Source organism: Vibrio sp. TRT 1302 (genome assembly GCF_050113875.1).
Classification (GTDB): domain Bacteria; phylum Pseudomonadota; class Gammaproteobacteria; order Enterobacterales; family Vibrionaceae; genus Vibrio.
Window position 1 is genome coordinate 47,120 of sequence record NZ_JBNJOF010000014.1, and the last position, 18,406, is coordinate 65,525.

16 protein-coding genes are annotated in these 18,406 nt (G+C 44.1%); 8 read left to right on the forward strand and 8 right to left on the reverse strand.

Annotated elements, in window-relative coordinates:
* Positions 1 to 35 precede the first annotated feature (35 nt).
* A complete protein-coding gene (gene yfcE, locus ACQEXP_RS15290) occupies positions 36 to 590 on the forward strand; it encodes a phosphodiesterase (RefSeq protein ID WP_426970784.1) in 555 nt (184 codons plus the stop codon).
* 28 nt (positions 591 to 618) lie between these two features.
* Here the strand turns inward: yfcE and ACQEXP_RS15295 are convergent, their stop codons facing one another.
* Genes ACQEXP_RS15295 through ACQEXP_RS15310 form a run of 4 tightly spaced genes read right to left on the reverse strand, consistent with a single transcriptional unit; the run spans position 619 to position 3,100 of the window.
* Positions 619 to 897: a SelT/SelW/SelH family protein gene (locus ACQEXP_RS15295; RefSeq protein ID WP_138973376.1), complete on the reverse strand. Its 279-nt coding sequence runs from the start codon at positions 895 to 897 to the stop codon at positions 619 to 621.
* Between the two features lie 11 nt (positions 898 to 908).
* Positions 909 to 1,664 carry a sulfite exporter TauE/SafE family protein gene (locus tag ACQEXP_RS15300; protein WP_426970785.1) on the reverse strand — a complete coding sequence of 252 codons (756 nt, stop codon included), beginning with the start codon at positions 1,662 to 1,664 and terminating at the stop codon, positions 909 to 911.
* Between the two features lie 45 nt (positions 1,665 to 1,709).
* The gene (locus ACQEXP_RS15305; RefSeq protein ID WP_426970787.1) at positions 1,710 to 2,225 is read right to left on the reverse strand and encodes a regulatory protein ToxS; all 516 of its coding nucleotides are present in this window, start codon (positions 2,223 to 2,225) and stop codon (positions 1,710 to 1,712) included.
* A gap of 11 nt (positions 2,226 to 2,236) precedes the next feature.
* Positions 2,237 to 3,100, reverse strand: coding sequence for a winged helix-turn-helix domain-containing protein (locus tag ACQEXP_RS15310; protein ID WP_426970789.1), 864 nt, complete (start codon positions 3,098 to 3,100; stop codon positions 2,237 to 2,239).
* Positions 3,101 to 3,364: 264 nt separating this feature from the next.
* Here ACQEXP_RS15310 and htpG point away from each other — a divergent pair, with 264 nt between their 5' ends.
* The 3 genes from htpG to hemH all read left to right on the forward strand — a co-directional run bounded on the left by htpG (position 3,365) and on the right by hemH (position 7,320).
* Positions 3,365 to 5,269 (forward strand): molecular chaperone HtpG, encoded by a 1,905-nt coding sequence (gene htpG / locus ACQEXP_RS15315; RefSeq protein WP_426970791.1) that lies wholly within the window; start codon positions 3,365 to 3,367, stop codon positions 5,267 to 5,269.
* Positions 5,270 to 5,583: 314 nt separating this feature from the next.
* The gene (gene adk, locus ACQEXP_RS15320) at positions 5,584 to 6,228 is read left to right on the forward strand and encodes an adenylate kinase (RefSeq protein ID WP_138973371.1); all 645 of its coding nucleotides are present in this window, start codon (positions 5,584 to 5,586) and stop codon (positions 6,226 to 6,228) included.
* A 132-nt stretch (positions 6,229 to 6,360) separates the two neighbouring features.
* Complete coding sequence (hemH, locus tag ACQEXP_RS15325; protein ID WP_426970793.1) at positions 6,361 to 7,320, forward strand: ferrochelatase; 960 nt, start codon at positions 6,361 to 6,363, stop codon at positions 7,318 to 7,320.
* Positions 7,321 to 7,409: 89 nt separating this feature from the next.
* Here hemH and ACQEXP_RS15330 read toward each other — a convergent pair whose 3' ends face one another.
* From ACQEXP_RS15330 to ACQEXP_RS15345, 4 genes are all read right to left on the reverse strand, one after another.
* Entirely contained in the window at positions 7,410 to 8,897 is a 1,488-nt protein-coding gene (locus ACQEXP_RS15330; protein WP_426970795.1) for a winged helix-turn-helix domain-containing protein, read from the reverse strand.
* A 142-nt stretch (positions 8,898 to 9,039) separates the two neighbouring features.
* Positions 9,040 to 9,666 carry an outer membrane beta-barrel protein gene (locus tag ACQEXP_RS15335; protein ID WP_426970797.1) on the reverse strand — a complete coding sequence of 209 codons (627 nt, stop codon included), beginning with the start codon at positions 9,664 to 9,666 and terminating at the stop codon, positions 9,040 to 9,042.
* A gap of 278 nt (positions 9,667 to 9,944) precedes the next feature.
* The gene (locus ACQEXP_RS15340) at positions 9,945 to 10,388 is read right to left on the reverse strand and encodes a DUF411 domain-containing protein (RefSeq protein ID WP_426970799.1); all 444 of its coding nucleotides are present in this window, start codon (positions 10,386 to 10,388) and stop codon (positions 9,945 to 9,947) included.
* A gap of 8 nt (positions 10,389 to 10,396) precedes the next feature.
* Positions 10,397 to 13,081, reverse strand: coding sequence for a copper-translocating P-type ATPase (locus ACQEXP_RS15345; protein WP_426970801.1), 2,685 nt, complete (start codon positions 13,079 to 13,081; stop codon positions 10,397 to 10,399).
* A gap of 468 nt (positions 13,082 to 13,549) precedes the next feature.
* Here ACQEXP_RS15345 and ACQEXP_RS15350 point away from each other — a divergent pair, with 468 nt between their 5' ends.
* The 4 genes from ACQEXP_RS15350 to ACQEXP_RS15365 all read left to right on the forward strand — a co-directional run bounded on the left by ACQEXP_RS15350 (position 13,550) and on the right by ACQEXP_RS15365 (position 18,314).
* Complete coding sequence (locus ACQEXP_RS15350; RefSeq protein WP_426970803.1) at positions 13,550 to 14,665, forward strand: porin; 1,116 nt, start codon at positions 13,550 to 13,552, stop codon at positions 14,663 to 14,665.
* 67 nt (positions 14,666 to 14,732) lie between these two features.
* The gene (locus tag ACQEXP_RS15355) at positions 14,733 to 15,371 is read left to right on the forward strand and encodes a DUF2057 family protein (protein ID WP_426970805.1); all 639 of its coding nucleotides are present in this window, start codon (positions 14,733 to 14,735) and stop codon (positions 15,369 to 15,371) included.
* Between the two features lie 100 nt (positions 15,372 to 15,471).
* Positions 15,472 to 16,899 (forward strand): glutamate--tRNA ligase, encoded by a 1,428-nt coding sequence (gene gltX, locus ACQEXP_RS15360; protein ID WP_426970807.1) that lies wholly within the window; start codon positions 15,472 to 15,474, stop codon positions 16,897 to 16,899.
* Between the two features lie 440 nt (positions 16,900 to 17,339).
* The gene (locus ACQEXP_RS15365) at positions 17,340 to 18,314 is read left to right on the forward strand and encodes an OmpA family protein (protein WP_269378041.1); all 975 of its coding nucleotides are present in this window, start codon (positions 17,340 to 17,342) and stop codon (positions 18,312 to 18,314) included.
* The last annotated feature ends 92 nt before the right edge of the window (positions 18,315 to 18,406 follow it).

Here is an 18,406-nt window from a genome sequence, read left to right on the forward strand (position 1 = left end):
TAGAATCTGCAGCGTATTTTTGAGGAGATGATGTCGTGAAACTCTTTTTTGCCTCTGACCTGCATGGTTCTTTACCTGCAACCGAACTTGTCTTGGATGCGTTTGAACAATCGGGCGCGCAAACCTTATTTTTGCTGGGGGACACGTTAAATCATGGTCCCCGCAACCCTGTGCCAGAAGGATATAACCCACAGCAAGTGAGTGAACGGCTTAATCAGTATGCTAAGCAAATCATTGCTGTCCGCGGTAATTGTGATAGTGAAGTGGATCAGATGCTACTGTCGTTTCCCATGATGATGGATTACGCATGGGTTATGTTGGAAAGCGGTCAACGCCTATTTGTAACGCATGGCCACTTATACAACGCTGCTAATCGACCGCCACTAAAGGTTGGAGATGTGATTGTTCACGGGCACAGCCATATTCCGGTTGCTGAGTTAGATGGCGATCAGTATATCTTTAATCCTGGTTCTGCAACCTTTCCTCGGCAAGGTTACGCAGCAAGCTATGGCATGCTTGACGACTCTCAATTGAAAGTCATGACATTTGACAATCAAGTGATGATGCAAACAACGATAGCGCCACGTTAATGACGCCGTTGATGTTAGTTGAACGTCGTTACTTAGAATCAGAATGACCAAGATCGCGCTCAGGGTCGATCAGATCCCTGACGCGTTGTTTAAGTACTTTAGCTTCCGGAAAACCGCCGTCTCGCTTACGTTCCCAAATCATCTTTCCATTGCAGTGGATCTCAAATCGTCCGCCTGTATCAGGGTGAAGAGTGAGTGACTCAATCTCTTCACTAAAGGTATGCAGTAACTCCTGACTGAGCCAAGTAGAACGTAGCATCCAGTTACACTGACGGCAGTAGTAGATATTAATATTGGCCTTTTGCATGGTCCTTCCCTCTAGATAATTAATTTAATGCCGACAGCAAAGGTAAGCAGCTCAAAACACAGCTTGATTACGCGATTGTTCACACGGGTCGTCAGGTAGGCACCTAGCCCACCACCAATAAACGAGCCTAACAGCAAAGCGGGTAACCAAGGCCAGTAAACGGGAGCACCTGCGTGAATCATAGCGATACCCCCAATCCCATTCCAGAATAAACCAACACATAACATGGTTAACGCAACGGCTTGTTTATAGCTGTATCCAAACCAACGAACAAGAAAAATAGTCACTAGGAGACCAGAACCCGCGGTCAGTGAACCGTTGATAACGCCGATGACCATCAAACCAATCCCACCTAGCGCCCAGCCGAGGTAATGACGGTTGCGGTGGAGCTCTTGCTGGCCGAGTTGTGGCTTAAACCGAGAGTAGATTCCTAGAGCGAGTATCATCAGACCGAGAGCGGTCTCCGCGATTTGCTCTGGGATGAGAAGAACAATATTCGCACCGATAATGACGCCTAAGCTACCGACGATAACCAGATATAACGCAACCTTGTAATTAAAGCTTTTGTGTTTGATATGGGTATAGGCAGCTCCAATGCCGAGCGCAACACTGGCAATCTTATGGGTTGCTAGAGCAATAGAGAAAGGTAGACCCAAGAATATCAGTAATGGGAACTGAAGTAGTCCAGCGCCTCCGCCAGAGAGTGAGGCGAGAGTGTTAGCAATCAGAGAGCCAACAAATAGTCCAACAGTGTTTATCCAATCCATGTGATGCTTAGAAAAAAGGGGCGTCATGCCCCTTTGTTTTATTGTTTAGTTGGTGAAAAGTACCGTAGAACCGTGACTTAAGCTAGTCAGAAGTAATGTTTTATCGTTCACAATATCGATACGGCGACTTTGCTGTGCGTCCATTTTAAACAACTGAGTAATCAGACTTAGCTGATCTTCGGTAAAGTCTTTACTTTGCGCCGAAGAGACATCTTTAAACTCGGTCGGAGAGACGAGTAAGTAGTTATCGCTGATGTCCCAAGTGCCTGTCTCTGAAATGTTGATAATGCTTTCATTTTCAGTGTCGTTACCATAGAGACGCACTGTAGCTACACGAATATAAGTATTGTTTGGCAGATACTTAACGTTAGATACGACATTCGCTTTACGTAAAGGCCCCACTGAGTCATCGGGAATCTTTGCCGCGATAACAGTAACCATTTTTGACTGCCACTCATTTGAAGTTAGCACTTGCTCTACTTTGAGGTCACTTCCCCAGTAAAGCCAACCACTAAATACCGCTGACAGAATAAGTAGGCCTGCTGCAATTTTCTGATTCATCTTGGTGGTTCCTATTGGCAAACTTTACTGAGATCTTGTTGCTCAGCGAAGATACGTAATGTCACGTTCTCACCTGAGTTATCCAGAGAATGAATGTAGTTGAGAACCAACTGATTATTCTGACCACCTGTGGCAATGACTTCGACTGGCGCAAGCTCGTTAGTATGTGTTTCATTGTACTTTTTCACACACTGCTCAATTGACGGGTACCAACGACTTAAATCAGGATGATTAAGTGGCGTTTTAACTGGAGTATTGTCATAAACAGCAAGTTGACGGAATTTTGATTCACTTGGGTTAGTAAATAAAATAACGCACAGTGGCAATAGCAGAGCGAGTGCGACCAACACCTTGGCGATTAAGCTTGAAGATTTCGTTACTTCAGGCGCTGGAATAGGTGCTTCTAATTGAGGTTCTGCAGAAATAAGCTCTGTATCAATTACAGGTTCAGAAGCTTGCTGAAGAGGTATTTCTACGTCTTCCATTGAAACCGCAGGTTGTTCAACTTCGTTAACACCACTCATCAATGGCGTTGTACGTTCTACCGAGCAGATTAGCTGGTAACCGCGTTTTGGCACCGTTTTAACGAACATTGGTGACTTGGTTGAGTCTTTGAGAAGCTTGCGTAGTGTAGAAATGGCTTGCGTTAGGCTTGAATCATCGACTTCGAAGCCTTGTTTACGCCATACGAAATCGTGTAAATCATTACGCGAGACGATTTCACTTGGTTTTTCACAAAGTAAAAGAAGAATCCGGCTTTCGTTGCTCCCTAAACGAATCAGTTCGTTTTCGCATTCCTTGTCTGTGAGGGAGTTTGTATTGGGATCAAAAGTAAATCTGTTCGCAAGATTAAACTTAGTACCTATATTACTCATTAATGATGGCCATTTAATTTAAGTTTCAGACAGTTATTCAAGTAAGGCGCTTTCTAAGACTAGTCCAAAATTACTCTAGTTTAGATTTTTTGATTTTTAGAGAGTGCAAGGATAGTAAAGATTGAGATAAAAAAACACTGTTTTTATGATTCTTGACCTTGAATTTACATTTGTCACCCTCATGTTAACTGACAGATTTGGGCCAAATTACTCTTTTTTTCATTAGGGTAGTGGCTTGATAACTATAGAACTTATGGAGTTATCATGAGCGAAACAGTAACACAAAACAAAGAAACTCGCGGTTTTCAGTCTGAGGTAAAACAACTACTTCATTTGATGATTCATTCTCTTTATTCAAACAAAGAGATTTTCCTTCGCGAGCTGATTTCTAATGCGTCTGACGCTTCTGACAAACTGCGCTTTCAAGCACTGTCAAATCCAGACTTGTACCAAGGTGACGCTGAACTTGGCGTGAAACTTTCTTTTAATGAAGAAGCGAATACCTTAACGATCTCAGATAACGGTATTGGTATGAGCCGTGAGGATGTCATCGAGCATCTAGGCACCATCGCGAAATCTGGCACCGCTGAGTTTTTCTCTAAGCTTTCAGAAGATCAATCGAAAGATTCTCAATTAATTGGTCAATTCGGTGTTGGCTTTTACTCTGCATTTATCGTTGCTGATGCTGTCACGGTTCGTACTCGCGCAGCTGGCCTAGCGAGTGACCAAGCGGTTCAATGGCACTCAGCGGGTGAAGGTGAGTACACCATCGAAAACATCACCAAAGAAACTCGCGGTACAGATATCGTTCTTCATATGCGAGAAGAAGGTAAAGAGTTCCTAAACGAATGGCGTCTGCGTGAAGTGATCAGTAAGTATTCTGATCACATTGGTATCCCTGTTGCGATTCAAACGTCAGTTCGTGATGATGAAGGTAAAGAAACTGGTGAGAAAAAATGGGAGCAGATCAACAAGGCTCAAGCACTTTGGACTCGCAATAAATCCGATATTTCTGAAGAAGAGTATCAAGAGTTCTACAAGCACGTTTCTCACGATTTTGCCGATCCTCTAACATGGAGCCACAACCGTGTTGAGGGTAAAAACGACTACACAAGTTTACTTTATATCCCTGCTAAAGCGCCTTGGGATATGATGAACCGTGACCACAAGTCTGGTCTGAAGTTGTATGTACAGCGTGTATTCATCATGGATGACGCCGAGCAGTTTATGCCATCGTACCTACGTTTCGTACGCGGCCTCATAGATTCCAACGATCTGCCACTCAACGTATCGCGTGAAATCCTACAAGACAACAAAGTGACTCAGTCTCTGCGCAATGCTTGTACTAAGCGTGTTCTAACTATGCTAGAGCGCATGGCTAAGAATGATGAAGAAAAGTATCAATCATTCTGGAAAGAGTTTGGCTTGGTCCTAAAAGAAGGCCCAGCAGAAGACTTCAGCAATAAAGAAAAAATTGCGGCCTTGTTGCGTTTTGCTTCGACGGAAGTGGACTCCTCTGAACAGACCGTTAGCCTTGCGTCATACATTGAGCGCATGAAAGAGGGCCAAGATAAGATCTACTACTTGACTGCGGATAGTTATGCTGCGGCTAAGAATAGCCCACACTTAGAACAGTTCCGTTCTAAAGGCATCGAAGTCATTCTCATGTTTGACCGTATTGATGAGTGGCTGATGAACTACCTCACCGAATTTGATGGTAAGCAGTTCCAGTCGATCACAAAGGCGGGTCTAGATCTTAGCAAGTTTGAAGATGAAGCTGAGAAAGAGAAACACAAAGAAACCGAGGAAGAGTTCAAGTCAGTTGTTGAACGTACTAAAGAGTACTTAGGCGATCGCGTTAAGGAGGTTCGTACCACCTTTAAGCTAGCAACAACGCCAGCCGTTGTAGTGACTGACGATTTTGAAATGGGTACGCAGATGGCCAAACTGCTGGAAGCCGCAGGTCAAGCCGCACCAGAAGTGAAGTACATCTTCGAAATTAACCCTGAACATACCTTGGTTAAGCGTATGGCTGATGAAGCAGACGAAGAAGCCTTTGGCCGTTGGGTTGAACTTCTACTTGGCCAAGCGATGTTAGCTGAACGTGGTTCAATGGAAGATCCATCTCAATTCTTAGGTGCAATTAATGCGCTTTTGACTAAGGGCTAATAGCTGAAAATTGGTAAAAAGCTCGCATCTTGCGGGCTTTTTAGCTTAATTGCTTTAATCGTGAATGAAGCGCGTTAAATAAGCGGCAAATGTGAGTGTTTAAGCATTCTTTAGTCGTAATTCGCGCTTTGGTTTTAAATTGTATGATAGAATGCATTCTTGAAACCAAACGAGCGGGCGTGTAATGTGCACGCCTGTTTTATTGTTAACTGTAATAACAGTTATACCGAAACTTACCGTGAGCTAAGGCTGTGTGATTTACGACACCATAGTGAGCTTCGGTATAAATCATCATTATCTTAAGAGGATTCAACATGCGCATCATTCTTCTAGGTGCTCCAGGTGCAGGTAAAGGCACACAAGCAAATTTCATCATGGAAAAATACGGTGTTCCGCAAATCTCTACTGGTGACATGCTACGTGCTGCTATCAAAGCAGGTACAGAGCTTGGTAAGCAAGCTAAAGCTGTTATTGACGCTGGTCAGCTAGTTTCTGATGAAATCATCCTTGGTCTAATCAAAGAGCGCATCGCTCAAGATGACTGCGAAAAAGGTTTCCTACTAGATGGCTTCCCACGCACTATCCCTCAGGCTGACGGTCTAAAAGAAATGGGCGTAGCGGTAGATTACGTTATCGAATTTGACGTTGCCGATGATGTTATCGTTGAGCGTATGGCAGGCCGTCGTGCTCACCTTGCTTCTGGTCGTACGTACCACGTTGTTTACAACCCGCCTAAAGTTGAAGGTAAAGATGACGTAACTGGTGAAGACCTTGTTGTTCGTGATGACGACAAAGAAGAGACAGTACGTGCTCGTCTAGGTGTCTACCATGATCAAACTGCGCCACTAATCGAGTACTACGGTAAAGAAGCAGAAGCGGGTAACACTAAATACCTTAAATTCGATGGTACTAAGCAAGTTGCTGAAGTAAGTGCTGATATCGAGAAAGCGCTAGCATAAATAGCTAACAGCGAATTTTGAAAATTTGTTATAGTTAAAGCGACCCAAGTTGGGTCGCTTTTTTTATGTTTATTCGTTGATCTATCAAGATCTTAACTACGTAAATATCCCTTTTAGGATTGATAGGAAGCTATGCAAAACAATAAGAGACAAGGCGTATTATTGGTCAACCTTGGTACCCCTGATGAAGCAACGGCCCCAGCAGTAAAGCAGTTTTTGGGTCAGTTCCTCCATGACAAACGAGTGGTCGATATGACTCGCTGGTTGTGGTGTCCAATTTTGCATGGTGTTATCTTGCCTGTTCGTGCACCTAAAGTAGCCAAGTTGTACCAGTCAGTTTGGATGGAGCAGGGCTCACCGTTAATGGTCTATTCGAAAAAACAAGCAGAGAAGCTAAAAGCTTTAATTGATATGCCTGTTGAACTTGGTATGACTTATGGTAACCCTAGCCTACAAACAGGTTTGGAGGCTCTACTTGAGCAAGGTGTTGAAGAGGTGATCGTCCTACCTCTATACCCTCAGTATTCAGGTACAACGACGGCGGCAGTCTCGGATGGATTGACCAAAGCATTTAAAAAGATGCCCGTTGTACCAAGTTATCGGTTCATTCGTGATTATCATGATCATCCTTTGTACATCAAAGCATTGGCAGAGAGCGTAAAACGTTCTTGGCAAGAAAACGGCAAAGGTGACTACCTGCTGTGTTCTTACCATGGAATTCCTAAGCGCTATGCGGATAACGGTGATATCTACCCACAGCATTGTGACGTCACCACCACGCTTCTTGCGCGTGAGTTAGGATTGGCACCCAATCAAATCGGTATGACTTACCAGTCTCGTTTTGGTCGTGAAGAGTGGTTACAGCCCTATACGGACAAGACCTTGGAAACACTGCCTAGTAAAGGTATTAAGAAGCTCGATATTCTTGCGCCTGCATTTTCTGTCGATTGTTTGGAAACACTGGAAGAACTGGCTGAGCAGTGTTGTGAGATTTTCACCGAGAATGGTGGTGAAACATTTACCTATATTCCTTGCCTCAATGACGATGATTTGCATATTGAGATGATGGCGCAGTTAGTGACTCAAGGTTAGTGCGTGCTAACTGACTCTGAAAGGGCTGCTAGTGGCAGCCTTTTTTGTGCATCCTGACAAAGCCCAGTTCTTATACTGGGCTTTGCCATTTATGCGCCATCTATAGGCGAACAAAACCGTTCTACTGCCTGCCAAAGAATGCTGTCTGGCATCTGGATATAGTCAATGTTTGAGAGCGCATTTTTCCATAAATCTAAGCAGGCGGCTGGCCTGTTTTCACTCGTATAGTGAGCCAAAACTTGCTTGGCTGGCACACTACTTGTTAGAGCCGCTGTTGCCTTTAGGTAGTTGCTCAAGTATTGATCAATGTTGCGTTTCTTACGGCTAATATTGGCTTGAAGCAATAAGATCAAAGCGTTGCTCGGTATTTCTGCTACATACTCTCTTTGCAGCATCTGTAGGCTTTTTTCAATGTCTCCAGCGCGATAAGTGAGTAATGCAAGTAGCATATGTAATTCTGGAGACGGCGTTGGCGTGGTTTGTTTTACTTTATTGATCCACTTTCTCAGCGCATCTGACGACTGGGCACTGAACAGCAATTCTCGAGTATAGAAACTGATTTCAGCTCCGCTCATCTGCTGATCTACCAGACGGTCAAAATCAATCTCAGTAAGTGGACTAAGACGGGTTTGTAGCTTGTGTTCGATCTGCATGATTGGCGTCGGCAGCTTGAAATACTCCGTTAAATCAGCATTGATTTTATTGACCGTCTCCAATAGGTTGCTGGTCTTCAACGTATATAGATTTCGCCATGCGACCCGTGCTGAAACCGAATGATTCAGGATGACTTCCAGTTTATCGCTGACATCTTTATCCTTTATCAGGTTAAATGTGAGTTTGTAATCGGAATCATTCAGGGCATCTGAACCAGGAAAATGATGATATTCGCTCAGACTCATTAAGTAGTAGCTTGGCGAGCGCATGTTCGCCAAATGGATGTAGGGAGAGTGGCTGTATGCATGGAGAAAAAGCACTTTGAGTTTAAGTGCATCGTGCTGAGTAGATGGCTGAGAAGAAGAGATCTGATCAAGCAACAGACGTACTTGAGGAACGTACAAAGCCTGACCTTTTGACTCGACTTTTACATCAAAGTAAGTATTCACTAGGGTTGCGAGGCCAACCACACAAGCGATAATAAGAGCGGTGCAGGCAGTTACCCTCTTTGACGGTTTGGAGTGTCTCTTGTTTTCCTCTTTCAGAGGCAAAAGAGTGTGTGACTTCTCTATTAATTGAACATGGCAATTTGGGATGTAATAACCACGTTTAGGGTAGGTCACAATGAGCTTGGTTGAATCGATGCCAGGGACATTTTCTCTGAACAAGTTACGCAATAGGCTTATGCGATTAGTGACGACATTTTTAGAAATATACTGATTGCCCCATACCTGATCGATGAAGTGTTCGATGGACGTTGGTTCACCAACGTTAGCTAACAAGACTTCTAATAGCGCCACATTGCGTGGTTCCAATGCAATTTCTTGCTGGTTATTTGTCAGCGTTTTATGAATAGGGTCATAGATTAGGTCGGCTATAGCGATGTGTTTACCGCTTTGTTTAGCCTGATCGAGTAGATTCATAGAGGTATTTGGGGAACAAAAAGACGCCGCGCATTCTACAAAAATATTCCTGTGACTTATAGATTCCTAGCTAACTTAGTGCCCCTGTATCAATAATGAGAAACTCGGTGCGCTAGGGGTAACGCACCGAGTTTTACAGCGATTAGAATTTGTAAGTCGCGTTGATGTAGCCTTGATTAGAAGAGCTGAACTTAGCCAGTGGTTCGTCGCTCACTTTATGCTCATTACCTGAGTAGTAGTTGAAACGGTAGCCTGCTTCCATGCCAAAATGGTCGGTGAACATATAGCCTAAGCCTGCGTTAAGACCGTAAGTTAGGCCTGAGTTTTTGCTAGTCGTCGTACCCGTGCCAAAACCAGAGATAGTCACACTTGTCTCTAGTTCACTTTGGTAAAAGCCCAGAGAGCCACCTGCTAGAACGTAAAAGCTATTGTCGATGCGGTAAACATAATCTGAACCCACACCGAATTGGTAGCCTTCTAAATTGAACTTCACTTGCTCATTTTCGATTGGATCGGTAATGGTTAGCTCGTTTTCGCCGTTGTATTGTAGGTAACCGTACACACGTACGTCGTCGTTTACGTAGCTGCCTGCTTTGATAGCGAATGAGCCTGCATTATCAAGTTTGTCGGCGACCATTTTATCTTCTGCGTCCGTGACAGATGTGTTGTATGAACCTGCTGCAAGCTCTACTGCTACGTATGGAGTGTTAGCGAAAGCTGGTAAAGAAACGATAGCAGCAGTAGCTACGACAATTAGGTGTTTACGCATAATTCTTCTCAATTCTATCTGGTAGTTAAGTGGTGAACTCTGCATCTTAGTTTGGGTGTGGTGATGCAGATGAGTCAGGATGAGCGCCATACTGTTGGGCGTCAGTTAACGGAAGAGGAAGTTATCTGAGGATGAGAAATAATGCGAAACACAAAACTACACGTAGTTAAATTTGATGTTAATTTAGATCTAAATTGATGATTTTATTGAAAGTAACTGGCGCTCAAACATGTGGAGAACACGTTTAAGCGCCGTTGATATAATCTCAACAGATTTGGTTATTTGTTGCCTTTATAGTGTCGGTACTCAAATACCTGACCTTTTTCGTTGAACGCGTAGACTGAATATTCGTCTTTTTCATTGCCGTATTCCATGCCTGGAGAACCCATTGGCATTCCCGGAACAGCAAGTCCTTTCGCATTGCGTGGTGGGTTTTCAAGGAAAGCTTGAATGTCTTCCGCTGGAATATGGCCTTCGAATACGTAGCCATTAATTTCTGCTGTATGACAAGAAGTAAGTTCAGGTGTAATCCCCAACTTTTGCTTAATAGGATTCATGTTTTCGTGCAGCTTCTCTTCAACCGTAAAGCCTGCATCTTGCATATGTTTCGTCCACTCAGTACAACAGCCGCAGTATGGAGATTTATGGTTGAGAACATCGGTAGCTAATGCGTGACCAGAAATCAGAGTCAGTGTTGCTAGGGCAAAAAATTTACGTTTCATAATAACCTCTACGAGCTTTTAAACAGTCTTAAACGATTAGCGTTGCTTACTACGGTAATCGAGGAAAGTGCCATTGCTGCACCTGCAACGACAGGGCTAAGCAAAAAGCCAAAGCCGGGATAAAGAACACCCGCGGCAATAGGGATACCTAGCGAGTTATAGACGAAGGCCCCGAATAAATTTTGCTTCATATTACGAACTGTCGCTTTAGAGAGCTCAATCGCTCGAACAACAGACAGTGGTGACGAGTTAAGCAGTGTCATCTGTGCACTCTCGATGGCGACATCGCTGCCTCCCCCCATCGCGATGCCAATATCAGCAAGGGCTAGAGCTGGCGCATCGTTAACGCCATCGCCTATCATGGCAACGCAGTGGCCTTGACTTTGTAAATCAGCAATATGGCCTGCTTTCTCATCTGGCAATACTTGCGAGATTACTTGCTCAATTCCCAGCTCTTGTGCAATGGCATGTGCGACACTCGAATTATCACCAGTGAGCATGATTGGCGTGATATTGATGGCTTTTAGTGCTTCTACAGCTTGTTTCGCATCGGACTTTATCGGATCTGCGATGGCGATAACGCCAATCACAACTGAGTTCTCAGCGACGATGATCGGTGTCCAAGCGTTGTCTAGATATTGCTGTAGTTCTATATCAACCTCATCTAAACGCCATGCTTGCTCACGCGCATAAGCCAGTGAGGTTACGGCAATAGATTGTTGTTCTACTTTTGCAAACACTCCCTGACCGCGGCGGTTTTCAAATTCTGATACCTCGAACAGTGATAGAGACTGTTGATTCGCTTGTTGAACAATCGCTTTAGCAAGTGGATGTTCAGATTGTTGTTCTATAGAAGCGGTCAGCGTTAGCAGCTGGTCACTATTACCATTGACTGCGTAGATGCTTTGAACATTTGGCTTGCCTTGAGTCAAGGTACCTGTTTTGTCAAAGACCACCGTATCGATTTTGCCTGCTGACTGCAAAACGTCAGCATCTTTAATCAAGATGCCCAACTCGGCCGCTTTACCAATACCGACTGTTACAGAGAGCGGGGTCGCCAGCCCTAATGCGCATGGACATGCAATGATAAGAACAGTGGTAGTGACAATTAGCATGTAGCTGGCTTTAGGTTCTGGACCAACCATAAACCAGACCAATGCAGATAGGAGAGCGATTGCCACTACAACTGGAACGAAAATCGAAGAAATTTGGTCAGCGAGTTTAGCGATAGCTGGTTTGCTGCTTTGAGCTTCCCGTACCATAGTGATGATGCGTGACAACATAGTGTCGCTACCCACACTTGAAGCGCGAATGATTAAACTACCGTCCTGATTAATGGTTCCAGCGGATACAGAATCCCCAACTTGCTTATTCACTGGTATTGGCTCGCCGGTCAACATTGACTCGTCTAGATAAGATTCACCAGACTCAACGATGCCATCAACAGGTATTTTTTCACCGGGTTTGACTCGAAGCTTCATACCAAGAGATATCTGTTCAATGCTGATCTCTTTATCACCTTGCTCTGAGACGAGCGTGGCAATTTGAGGCTGAAGATTGATCAATGCTTGCAGAGAGCGTGTTGTATTAGCCTTTGCTTTGGCCTCGATATAATGACCCAGCGAGATTAAACCAATGATCATTGCGCTTGCTTCGAAGTAGACGTGTCGAGATGCGGCAGGAAACCAGTTAGGGAAAGTGACCACTAACATTGAGAATAACCAAGCGGCACCTGTCCCTAGCGCGACTAAGGTATCCATTGTTGCTCGTTTGTGAGTGAGCGCTTGCCATGCGTTAGTGAAAAATGTTCTTCCTGCTGTCGCAAGTAGCCATAAACAGATAACACCAATGATGCCCCAAGCGAATTGGTCTGCGCTATTGCGAATCATCATATTACCGCCTGCGATTCCCCACAGCATGAGTGGCGCACCGATCACCAAGCCTAACCAAGCACTTTTCTTATGGTGGGCCTGTATTGCTTGCTGCAACTCGAGTTGTTTTTTCTGCTGGTTTTGAGGATCGTCAATCAGTTGGGCTTGATAACCAGATTGAGAGACAGCGCGTAATAGCTGAGCCTCGATCTCCTCGATGGGCTGGTTGGAAAAAATAAGTGCGCTTTGTTCAGCAAGATTGACCTGAGCTTTTTCTACGCCTTTTACTGAGATTAAGGCTTTCTCGACTGAAGAGACGCAACTGGCGCAAGTCATACCCGATATTAGAAGGTGCGCCGAGTGTTTAATTGGCAATGGTTGCTCTTGCTCTATAGAGGCGGCAATTTCTTCGTCAGTGGGTAAAACTTCCACTTGCGGGGCGAATGGACTTGCTTGATACCCCAATGACTCAATCAATTGGATGACTTCTTGTTGTGAGTGAAGCGATACAAGCTCTAGCTCTGTTTTTGATACACGGAAGGAGCCATTGAGTGGAGACTGTTCAAGTGCTTGCTCCAATTTAGCAACACATTTACCGCAATTGAGCCCAGTTAAGAACAAATGATGTTTGTGCCCAGCCTGATAGCCTAGCTTCTCAATTGAATCTGCAAGTTCGGCAAAAGAACTGCCGGTCTCTAAAGAGATGTGAGTGGGAGACAATTGATCAATGCTGACTTGGTGTTCTGCCGTAATTGCTCGTTCCACTTTTCTTGCACAGCCCATACAGTTTAAGCCAGAGAGTGGGATATCAAACTTAGCCATAACATCACCTTAATTATTCAACTGTTGCTAAGCGTAAACCTTACCGCAAGGGTAAGGTCAAGTATTTAAATAAAACGTCAAAATCACCGATTGCAGTGAATTTGTGGGCAGGAAGCATGCGAGACAATTCAAACTTTTTATTTGGGAAATATAAAGTTCCGTAAATAGATAAAAAATCACAGTGATCTAGTCGACAGATTTGGCGAACACGCGGTCAATGTACCCAACGCATAAGCAGTATTGACGTTTATGTTTATTGAGGTTGTTTTTTAAGTTGTTGAATTTAAATGATTTGCATAATTTTATAATTTTCTGATTTGAAGCTGGTCAGATTATCTTTTCATTCTTTTTTCGTCGCAAAAAAAGTTTGCCACCATGACCCCGTCCATAAATAGTTCCCTTCAAAACAAGCAGTTAGTTTTGTGTGAAGGGAACAAGGAAAAATTCAAATAAATAGGGGTTAATCTTATGTCTCACTTTAAAAAGACTCTTCTTGGCGCAGCAATCGCCGCAACTACCATGGCCGCTGGTACTGCTAACGCGTATATGCTGGGCGATCCGAATGATGCAAACGTGGAAGTCTACGGCGTCGTCTCTATCTCTGCCGTCGACTACGGCGCATCGAAAGCGACAGGTCCAGATGATGGTTGGGCGCTTGAAAATGAAACTCGCATTGGTTTCCGCGCAGCTAAAGCAATGACAGATAACGTAACTGCGTTTGCTCAAGTTGAGTCAGGCTGGGTATTGGACTACGGTGCCGATTTAGGTAACCGCGATACTTTCGTCGGTCTGCGCGGCGATGATTGGGGTCAAGTTCGTTTTGGTCGTATGTTGACGCCGTTATATGAACTTGTTGACTGGCCATACTCAGCCTCTAACCTAGGTCGTACTTTTGACCGCGCATGGCGCAGTGGCGAACGTTACCACTTTGACCGTAAGAGCCAAATGGCACGCTACGATTCACCAATGTTTGGTGAGATGGTTAAGTTCAGTCTAGCGGGTGGTAATGGTAGTGAAAACCACGAAGATTCTAACTTCTTCGGTGGTTCTATCACAGTGGCGCCAGTTGATATGCTAACGTTACATGCAGCGTTTGAAACAGCTAAAGGTACTGTATTTGAAAGCGCTACCGAAAACGTGTTTGATACAAACAATGCAACACCAGGTAACCCTCTAGATATTAAAGAACTAGGGAAAGCGGCTTCTGTCGGTGATACGGATTCATACTTCGTAGGCTTCGAACTTCGCCCAATGGACAACTTTAATATCCTTGGTGCATACAAAACGGGTTCGTACGACTCAACTAACGGTGGCGGTGACTACGGTTACACCAAACGTGAAATTGACGCTTACTCGATTCAAGCGAACTACTTCTTTGGTAACGCAAACATTCGTGTTGGTTACGCAGACCAAAGTGGTAAGCAAGATGGCGTAGACAACAAAGATATGGATTCAACCTCTATCAGTGGTGAATTGGGTTACTCATTTAGTTCTGTATACACCTTTGTTCGTTTAACTCAACAAGATGACTCTTCGTTCGATGATGACCTAATGGTTCGTATCGGTACTGAGTGGACATTCTAATAAATACATTATGACCAGGCGGACAGTTTGTCCGCCTTTTTCCGTTTGTAACCGTGAGGAAGAGAGAATGAAAAAAATCATCGCTGCGGCCATTGTGCTTTTTATGAGTAGCTTGGCTTATGCTCAAGTGACGATTCACACCGATAGCCGAATAGAGATTCTAGCAGTAAATCAACAGCTCAATCAGATACCAAAAAAGGCTAAGGGGGATCTGAAAATTGCTAATGGCCATAATCAGATATTGCTACGAGTCACGGCAATGGTTGATGGCAATGGTGGCAAGAAGAAGTTCAACTCTCATCCAATGGTGGTCACATTTGACGCACAGAACGAAACTCTATTGTTTGAAACGCCTTTCGCGATCCGAGATCAGCGTGGGGTAAATAAGTTCGAAAAGAGCCCAACAGTTAAAGTGACGAGTAAGGGACAACCAGTGCAGATCGTGATGGATCAGATTGTGAACCAGTCTTTTGCGTTGATTCACGATTACGACGCAATGTTGAACGACTACAACTTGGCTGGTGGTATTGCGGCGATATCTGTTACACCTTCTGAGCCAAACATTAAGGCGAGTTCCGCGCCAGTGGCGTCTGCCAACGTGGATCAAAAAGTGCAATCGAAAGTGATCCAGCGTGATTTTCTCTCAATGACGCCATCAGAGCGCCAAGAGTTTATCTCTTGGGCGGTAAAACATATTAACGATTGATTGTAGATTTGCATATCGGTGCTAAAATAACGCGCAATTTTAGCACCATCGCACATATTGAAGGCGTGGTGCAGTCATTCAGACAATCAAGGTATTTTACATGACGGTTAAAACTCGTTTTGCTCCTAGCCCAACAGGCTACCTACACGTTGGTGGTGCGCGTACTGCACTTTACTCTTGGCTATACGCTAAAAACCAAGGTGGTGAATTCGTACTGCGTATTGAAGATACGGATCTTGAGCGTAACTCGCAAGAAGCAGTAGACGCGATTCTAGAAGGTATGAAATGGCTAGGTCTTGAGTGGAATGAAGGACCTTACTTCCAAACTCAGCGTTTTGATCGTTACAACGAGATGGTTGATAAACTGCTGGCTGAAGACAAAGCATACAAGTGTTACGCATCTAAAGAGCTGCTAGATGAAATTCGTGCAGAACAAGAAGCGAACAAAGAAATGCCTCGTTACGATGCTGAACACCCTAAGATTAAAGCGGCAAACGATGCGGCTAAAGATGGCGATCCATGCGTTATCCGTTTCCGTAATCCTAAGGAAGGCAGCGTGGTATTTGATGACCAAATTCGTGGTCGTATCGAAATTCGCAACAGCCAGATGGATGATCTAATTATCCGTCGTACTGACGGCTCACCAACATACAACTTCTGTGTTGTGGTTGATGACTGGGATATGGGTATTACTCATGTTGTTCGTGGTGAAGACCATATCAACAATACGCCTCGTCAAATCAATATCTATGAAGCATTAGGCGCACCAGTACCTACTTTTGCTCACTGTGCAATGATTCTTGGCGATGACGGTGCGAAACTGTCTAAGCGTCATGGCGCTGTTTCTGTAATGCAATACCGTGACATGGGTTACCTACCAGCAGCACTGAACAACTACCTCGTTCGCTTAGGCTGGTCTCACGGTGACCAAGAGATCTTCTCTGAAGAGGAAATGATTAACCTGTTCAGTCTAAATGCAGTATCTAAGTCTGCATCAGCGTTCAACACAGACAAACTACAATGGTTGAACAACCACTACATTAAGACTTCAGAACCTGAGTACGTTGCAGAGCACCTACAATGGCATCTTGATGAGCAGAAATTAGATGTGACTAATGGTCCTGCTATTACTGAAGTAATCAAGCTTGTTGGTGAACGTTGCAATACGCTTGTTGAGCTAGCAGAACAGATTCGCTACTTCTATGAAGACTTCTCTGAATTTGAAGCGGGTGCAGCGAAAAAGCATCTACGTGGTGTCGCGAAAGAGCCACTAGAGCTAGCATTAGCAAAAGCAGAAGCGCTAACAGAGTGGACGACGGAAAGCATTAAAGATGGTGTTATCGCCGCTGTTTGTGAAGAGCTTGAGATTGGTATGGGTAAAATTGGCATGCCACTGCGTGTAGCAGTGACGGGTGGCGGTCAATCTCCATCGGTAGATGAAGTTATGGCTCTGATCGGTAAAGAGCGTTGTGTTGCTCGTATCAAAATGGCATTGGCATACATCGCAGAGCGCGAAGCCAACGCATAATGGTTATTACCCGTTCGAAAACCGCAGCGCTACGCTGCGGTTTTTTTTTCTCTAATAAAGACCAGAGCGAGAGATGTGAGAGAGTGCTTACAATATATTTTCTCGTTATTGAGAATTTGTTTTTTGTTCCCTAGTTGACTGAATTTTATTGGAAAAATTCATACATACGCCAATCCCTTATCCTAACTAGCTTTACGTGAATTCGTGTTTTTTTTCTGATTTTTCCCTAACAGTTCGTTGACAAAATCCTACTTTGAATCTTGGGAAATGCGTATATAGTTCGCTGCGTTCGCTTACGGATTTAGATGTTTATGCCGTAGGTATTGATTTAGCCAAAATAAAATTATGAGTCGTGTTCTGTTTCCATTTGGGCTTTGCTAAGGGTAAATGGAAATGTGCACTAAGGCTAAACAACTTTCAGATTTGAGGAATCAAAAACCATGAAAAAATTAGCAGCGGTAATTTCAGCATCACTTCTTCTTGCATCAGCGCCTTCAATGGCAGAGCTTTATGTCGGTGGTAAAGTAGGTAAATCTTGGTTGGATGATGCATGCACAACAGCGACAGCAAACTGTGATGATGAAGCTTCAACAGCGGGTGCATTCATCGGTTACGAAATGTGGGACTTTCTATCAATCGAAGGTGGTTACGACTACCTAGGTAAGTTTACAACTGATGGTCTTAATGACGATAAAGTTGAAGCATTTACACTTGCTCCAAAGTTAAACCTACCGATTACTGACGATATCTCACTTTACGGTAAATTTGGTGGCGCATACGTCAAATATGGCAACAAAGAAGATGCTTCATACATGGGTGCAGCGGGTGTTGAATTTGACTCACATGAGAATGTGACTGTGCGAGTTGAATACCAAACCATTACTGATGCAAACAATGAGCAGGTTCGCGCAATGGGTAATAGTGCGACGCTAGGCGTAGTTTACAAGTTTGGTAGCAATGAAGAAGCTGCACCAGTTGTAGTAGTAGAAGAAGAGATGGTTGAAGAAGTCGTTGAAGAGACTCCAGCAGAGCCTGTTGTTGAGACTAAGACATTTGAGACACAGCTACTAGGCACTGGTAGTTTTGAACTAAATAGTACACAGCTAAACCAACAAAGCGCTTCTCAACTGGATGAGCTGGTAGAGTTCCTTAATACTTACCCACAAGCGAAAGTAGAAGTGATTGGTTACACTGATTCATCGGGTGCGGCTGAGTACAACCAAGTGGTATCAGAGAAGCGTGCAGAGTCTGTAGCGTCTACTCTTGAGCAAAAAGGTATTGATGCGTCTCGCATTACTGTTCGTGGTGAAGGTGAGAATAACCCAATTGCATCAAATGACACCCGTGAAGGTCGCCAGCAAAACCGCCGTGTTGAAGTGATCGTACCTAGCTTTGAGTACCAAGTTCAGCAGTAATAATTAAAATAACAACGTTAGTAATTAAGCCCCAACCCTATGGTTGGGGCTTTGTCTTATATATGAGAAAGAAAAAGCACCTATAATTCCGT

Bases quoted from the DNA above. Each gene is read 5' to 3' on its own strand.
- ACQEXP_RS15295 (WP_138973376.1), bottom strand. From the start codon at position 897: ATGCAAAAGGCCAATATTAATATCTACTACTGCCGTCAGTGTAACTGG.
- ACQEXP_RS15300 (WP_426970785.1), bottom strand. From the start codon at position 1,664: ATGGATTGGATAAACACTGTTGGACTATTTGTTGGCTCTCTGATTGCT.
- ACQEXP_RS15305 (WP_426970787.1), bottom strand. From the start codon at position 2,225: ATGAATCAGAAAATTGCAGCAGGCCTACTTATTCTGTCAGCGGTATTT.
- ACQEXP_RS15310 (WP_426970789.1), bottom strand. From the start codon at position 3,100: ATGAGTAATATAGGTACTAAGTTTAATCTTGCGAACAGATTTACTTTT.
- htpG (WP_426970791.1), top strand. From the start codon at position 3,365: ATGAGCGAAACAGTAACACAAAACAAAGAAACTCGCGGTTTTCAGTCT.
- adk (WP_138973371.1), top strand. From the start codon at position 5,584: ATGCGCATCATTCTTCTAGGTGCTCCAGGTGCAGGTAAAGGCACACAA.
- hemH (WP_426970793.1), top strand. From the start codon at position 6,361: ATGCAAAACAATAAGAGACAAGGCGTATTATTGGTCAACCTTGGTACC.
- ACQEXP_RS15330 (WP_426970795.1), bottom strand. From the start codon at position 8,897: ATGAATCTACTCGATCAGGCTAAACAAAGCGGTAAACACATCGCTATA.
- ACQEXP_RS15335 (WP_426970797.1), bottom strand. From the start codon at position 9,666: ATGCGTAAACACCTAATTGTCGTAGCTACTGCTGCTATCGTTTCTTTA.
- ACQEXP_RS15340 (WP_426970799.1), bottom strand. From the start codon at position 10,388: ATGAAACGTAAATTTTTTGCCCTAGCAACACTGACTCTGATTTCTGGT.
- ACQEXP_RS15345 (WP_426970801.1), bottom strand. From the start codon at position 13,081: ATGGCTAAGTTTGATATCCCACTCTCTGGCTTAAACTGTATGGGCTGT.
- ACQEXP_RS15350 (WP_426970803.1), top strand. From the start codon at position 13,550: ATGTCTCACTTTAAAAAGACTCTTCTTGGCGCAGCAATCGCCGCAACT.
- ACQEXP_RS15355 (WP_426970805.1), top strand. From the start codon at position 14,733: ATGAAAAAAATCATCGCTGCGGCCATTGTGCTTTTTATGAGTAGCTTG.
- gltX (WP_426970807.1), top strand. From the start codon at position 15,472: ATGACGGTTAAAACTCGTTTTGCTCCTAGCCCAACAGGCTACCTACAC.
- ACQEXP_RS15365 (WP_269378041.1), top strand. From the start codon at position 17,340: ATGAAAAAATTAGCAGCGGTAATTTCAGCATCACTTCTTCTTGCATCA.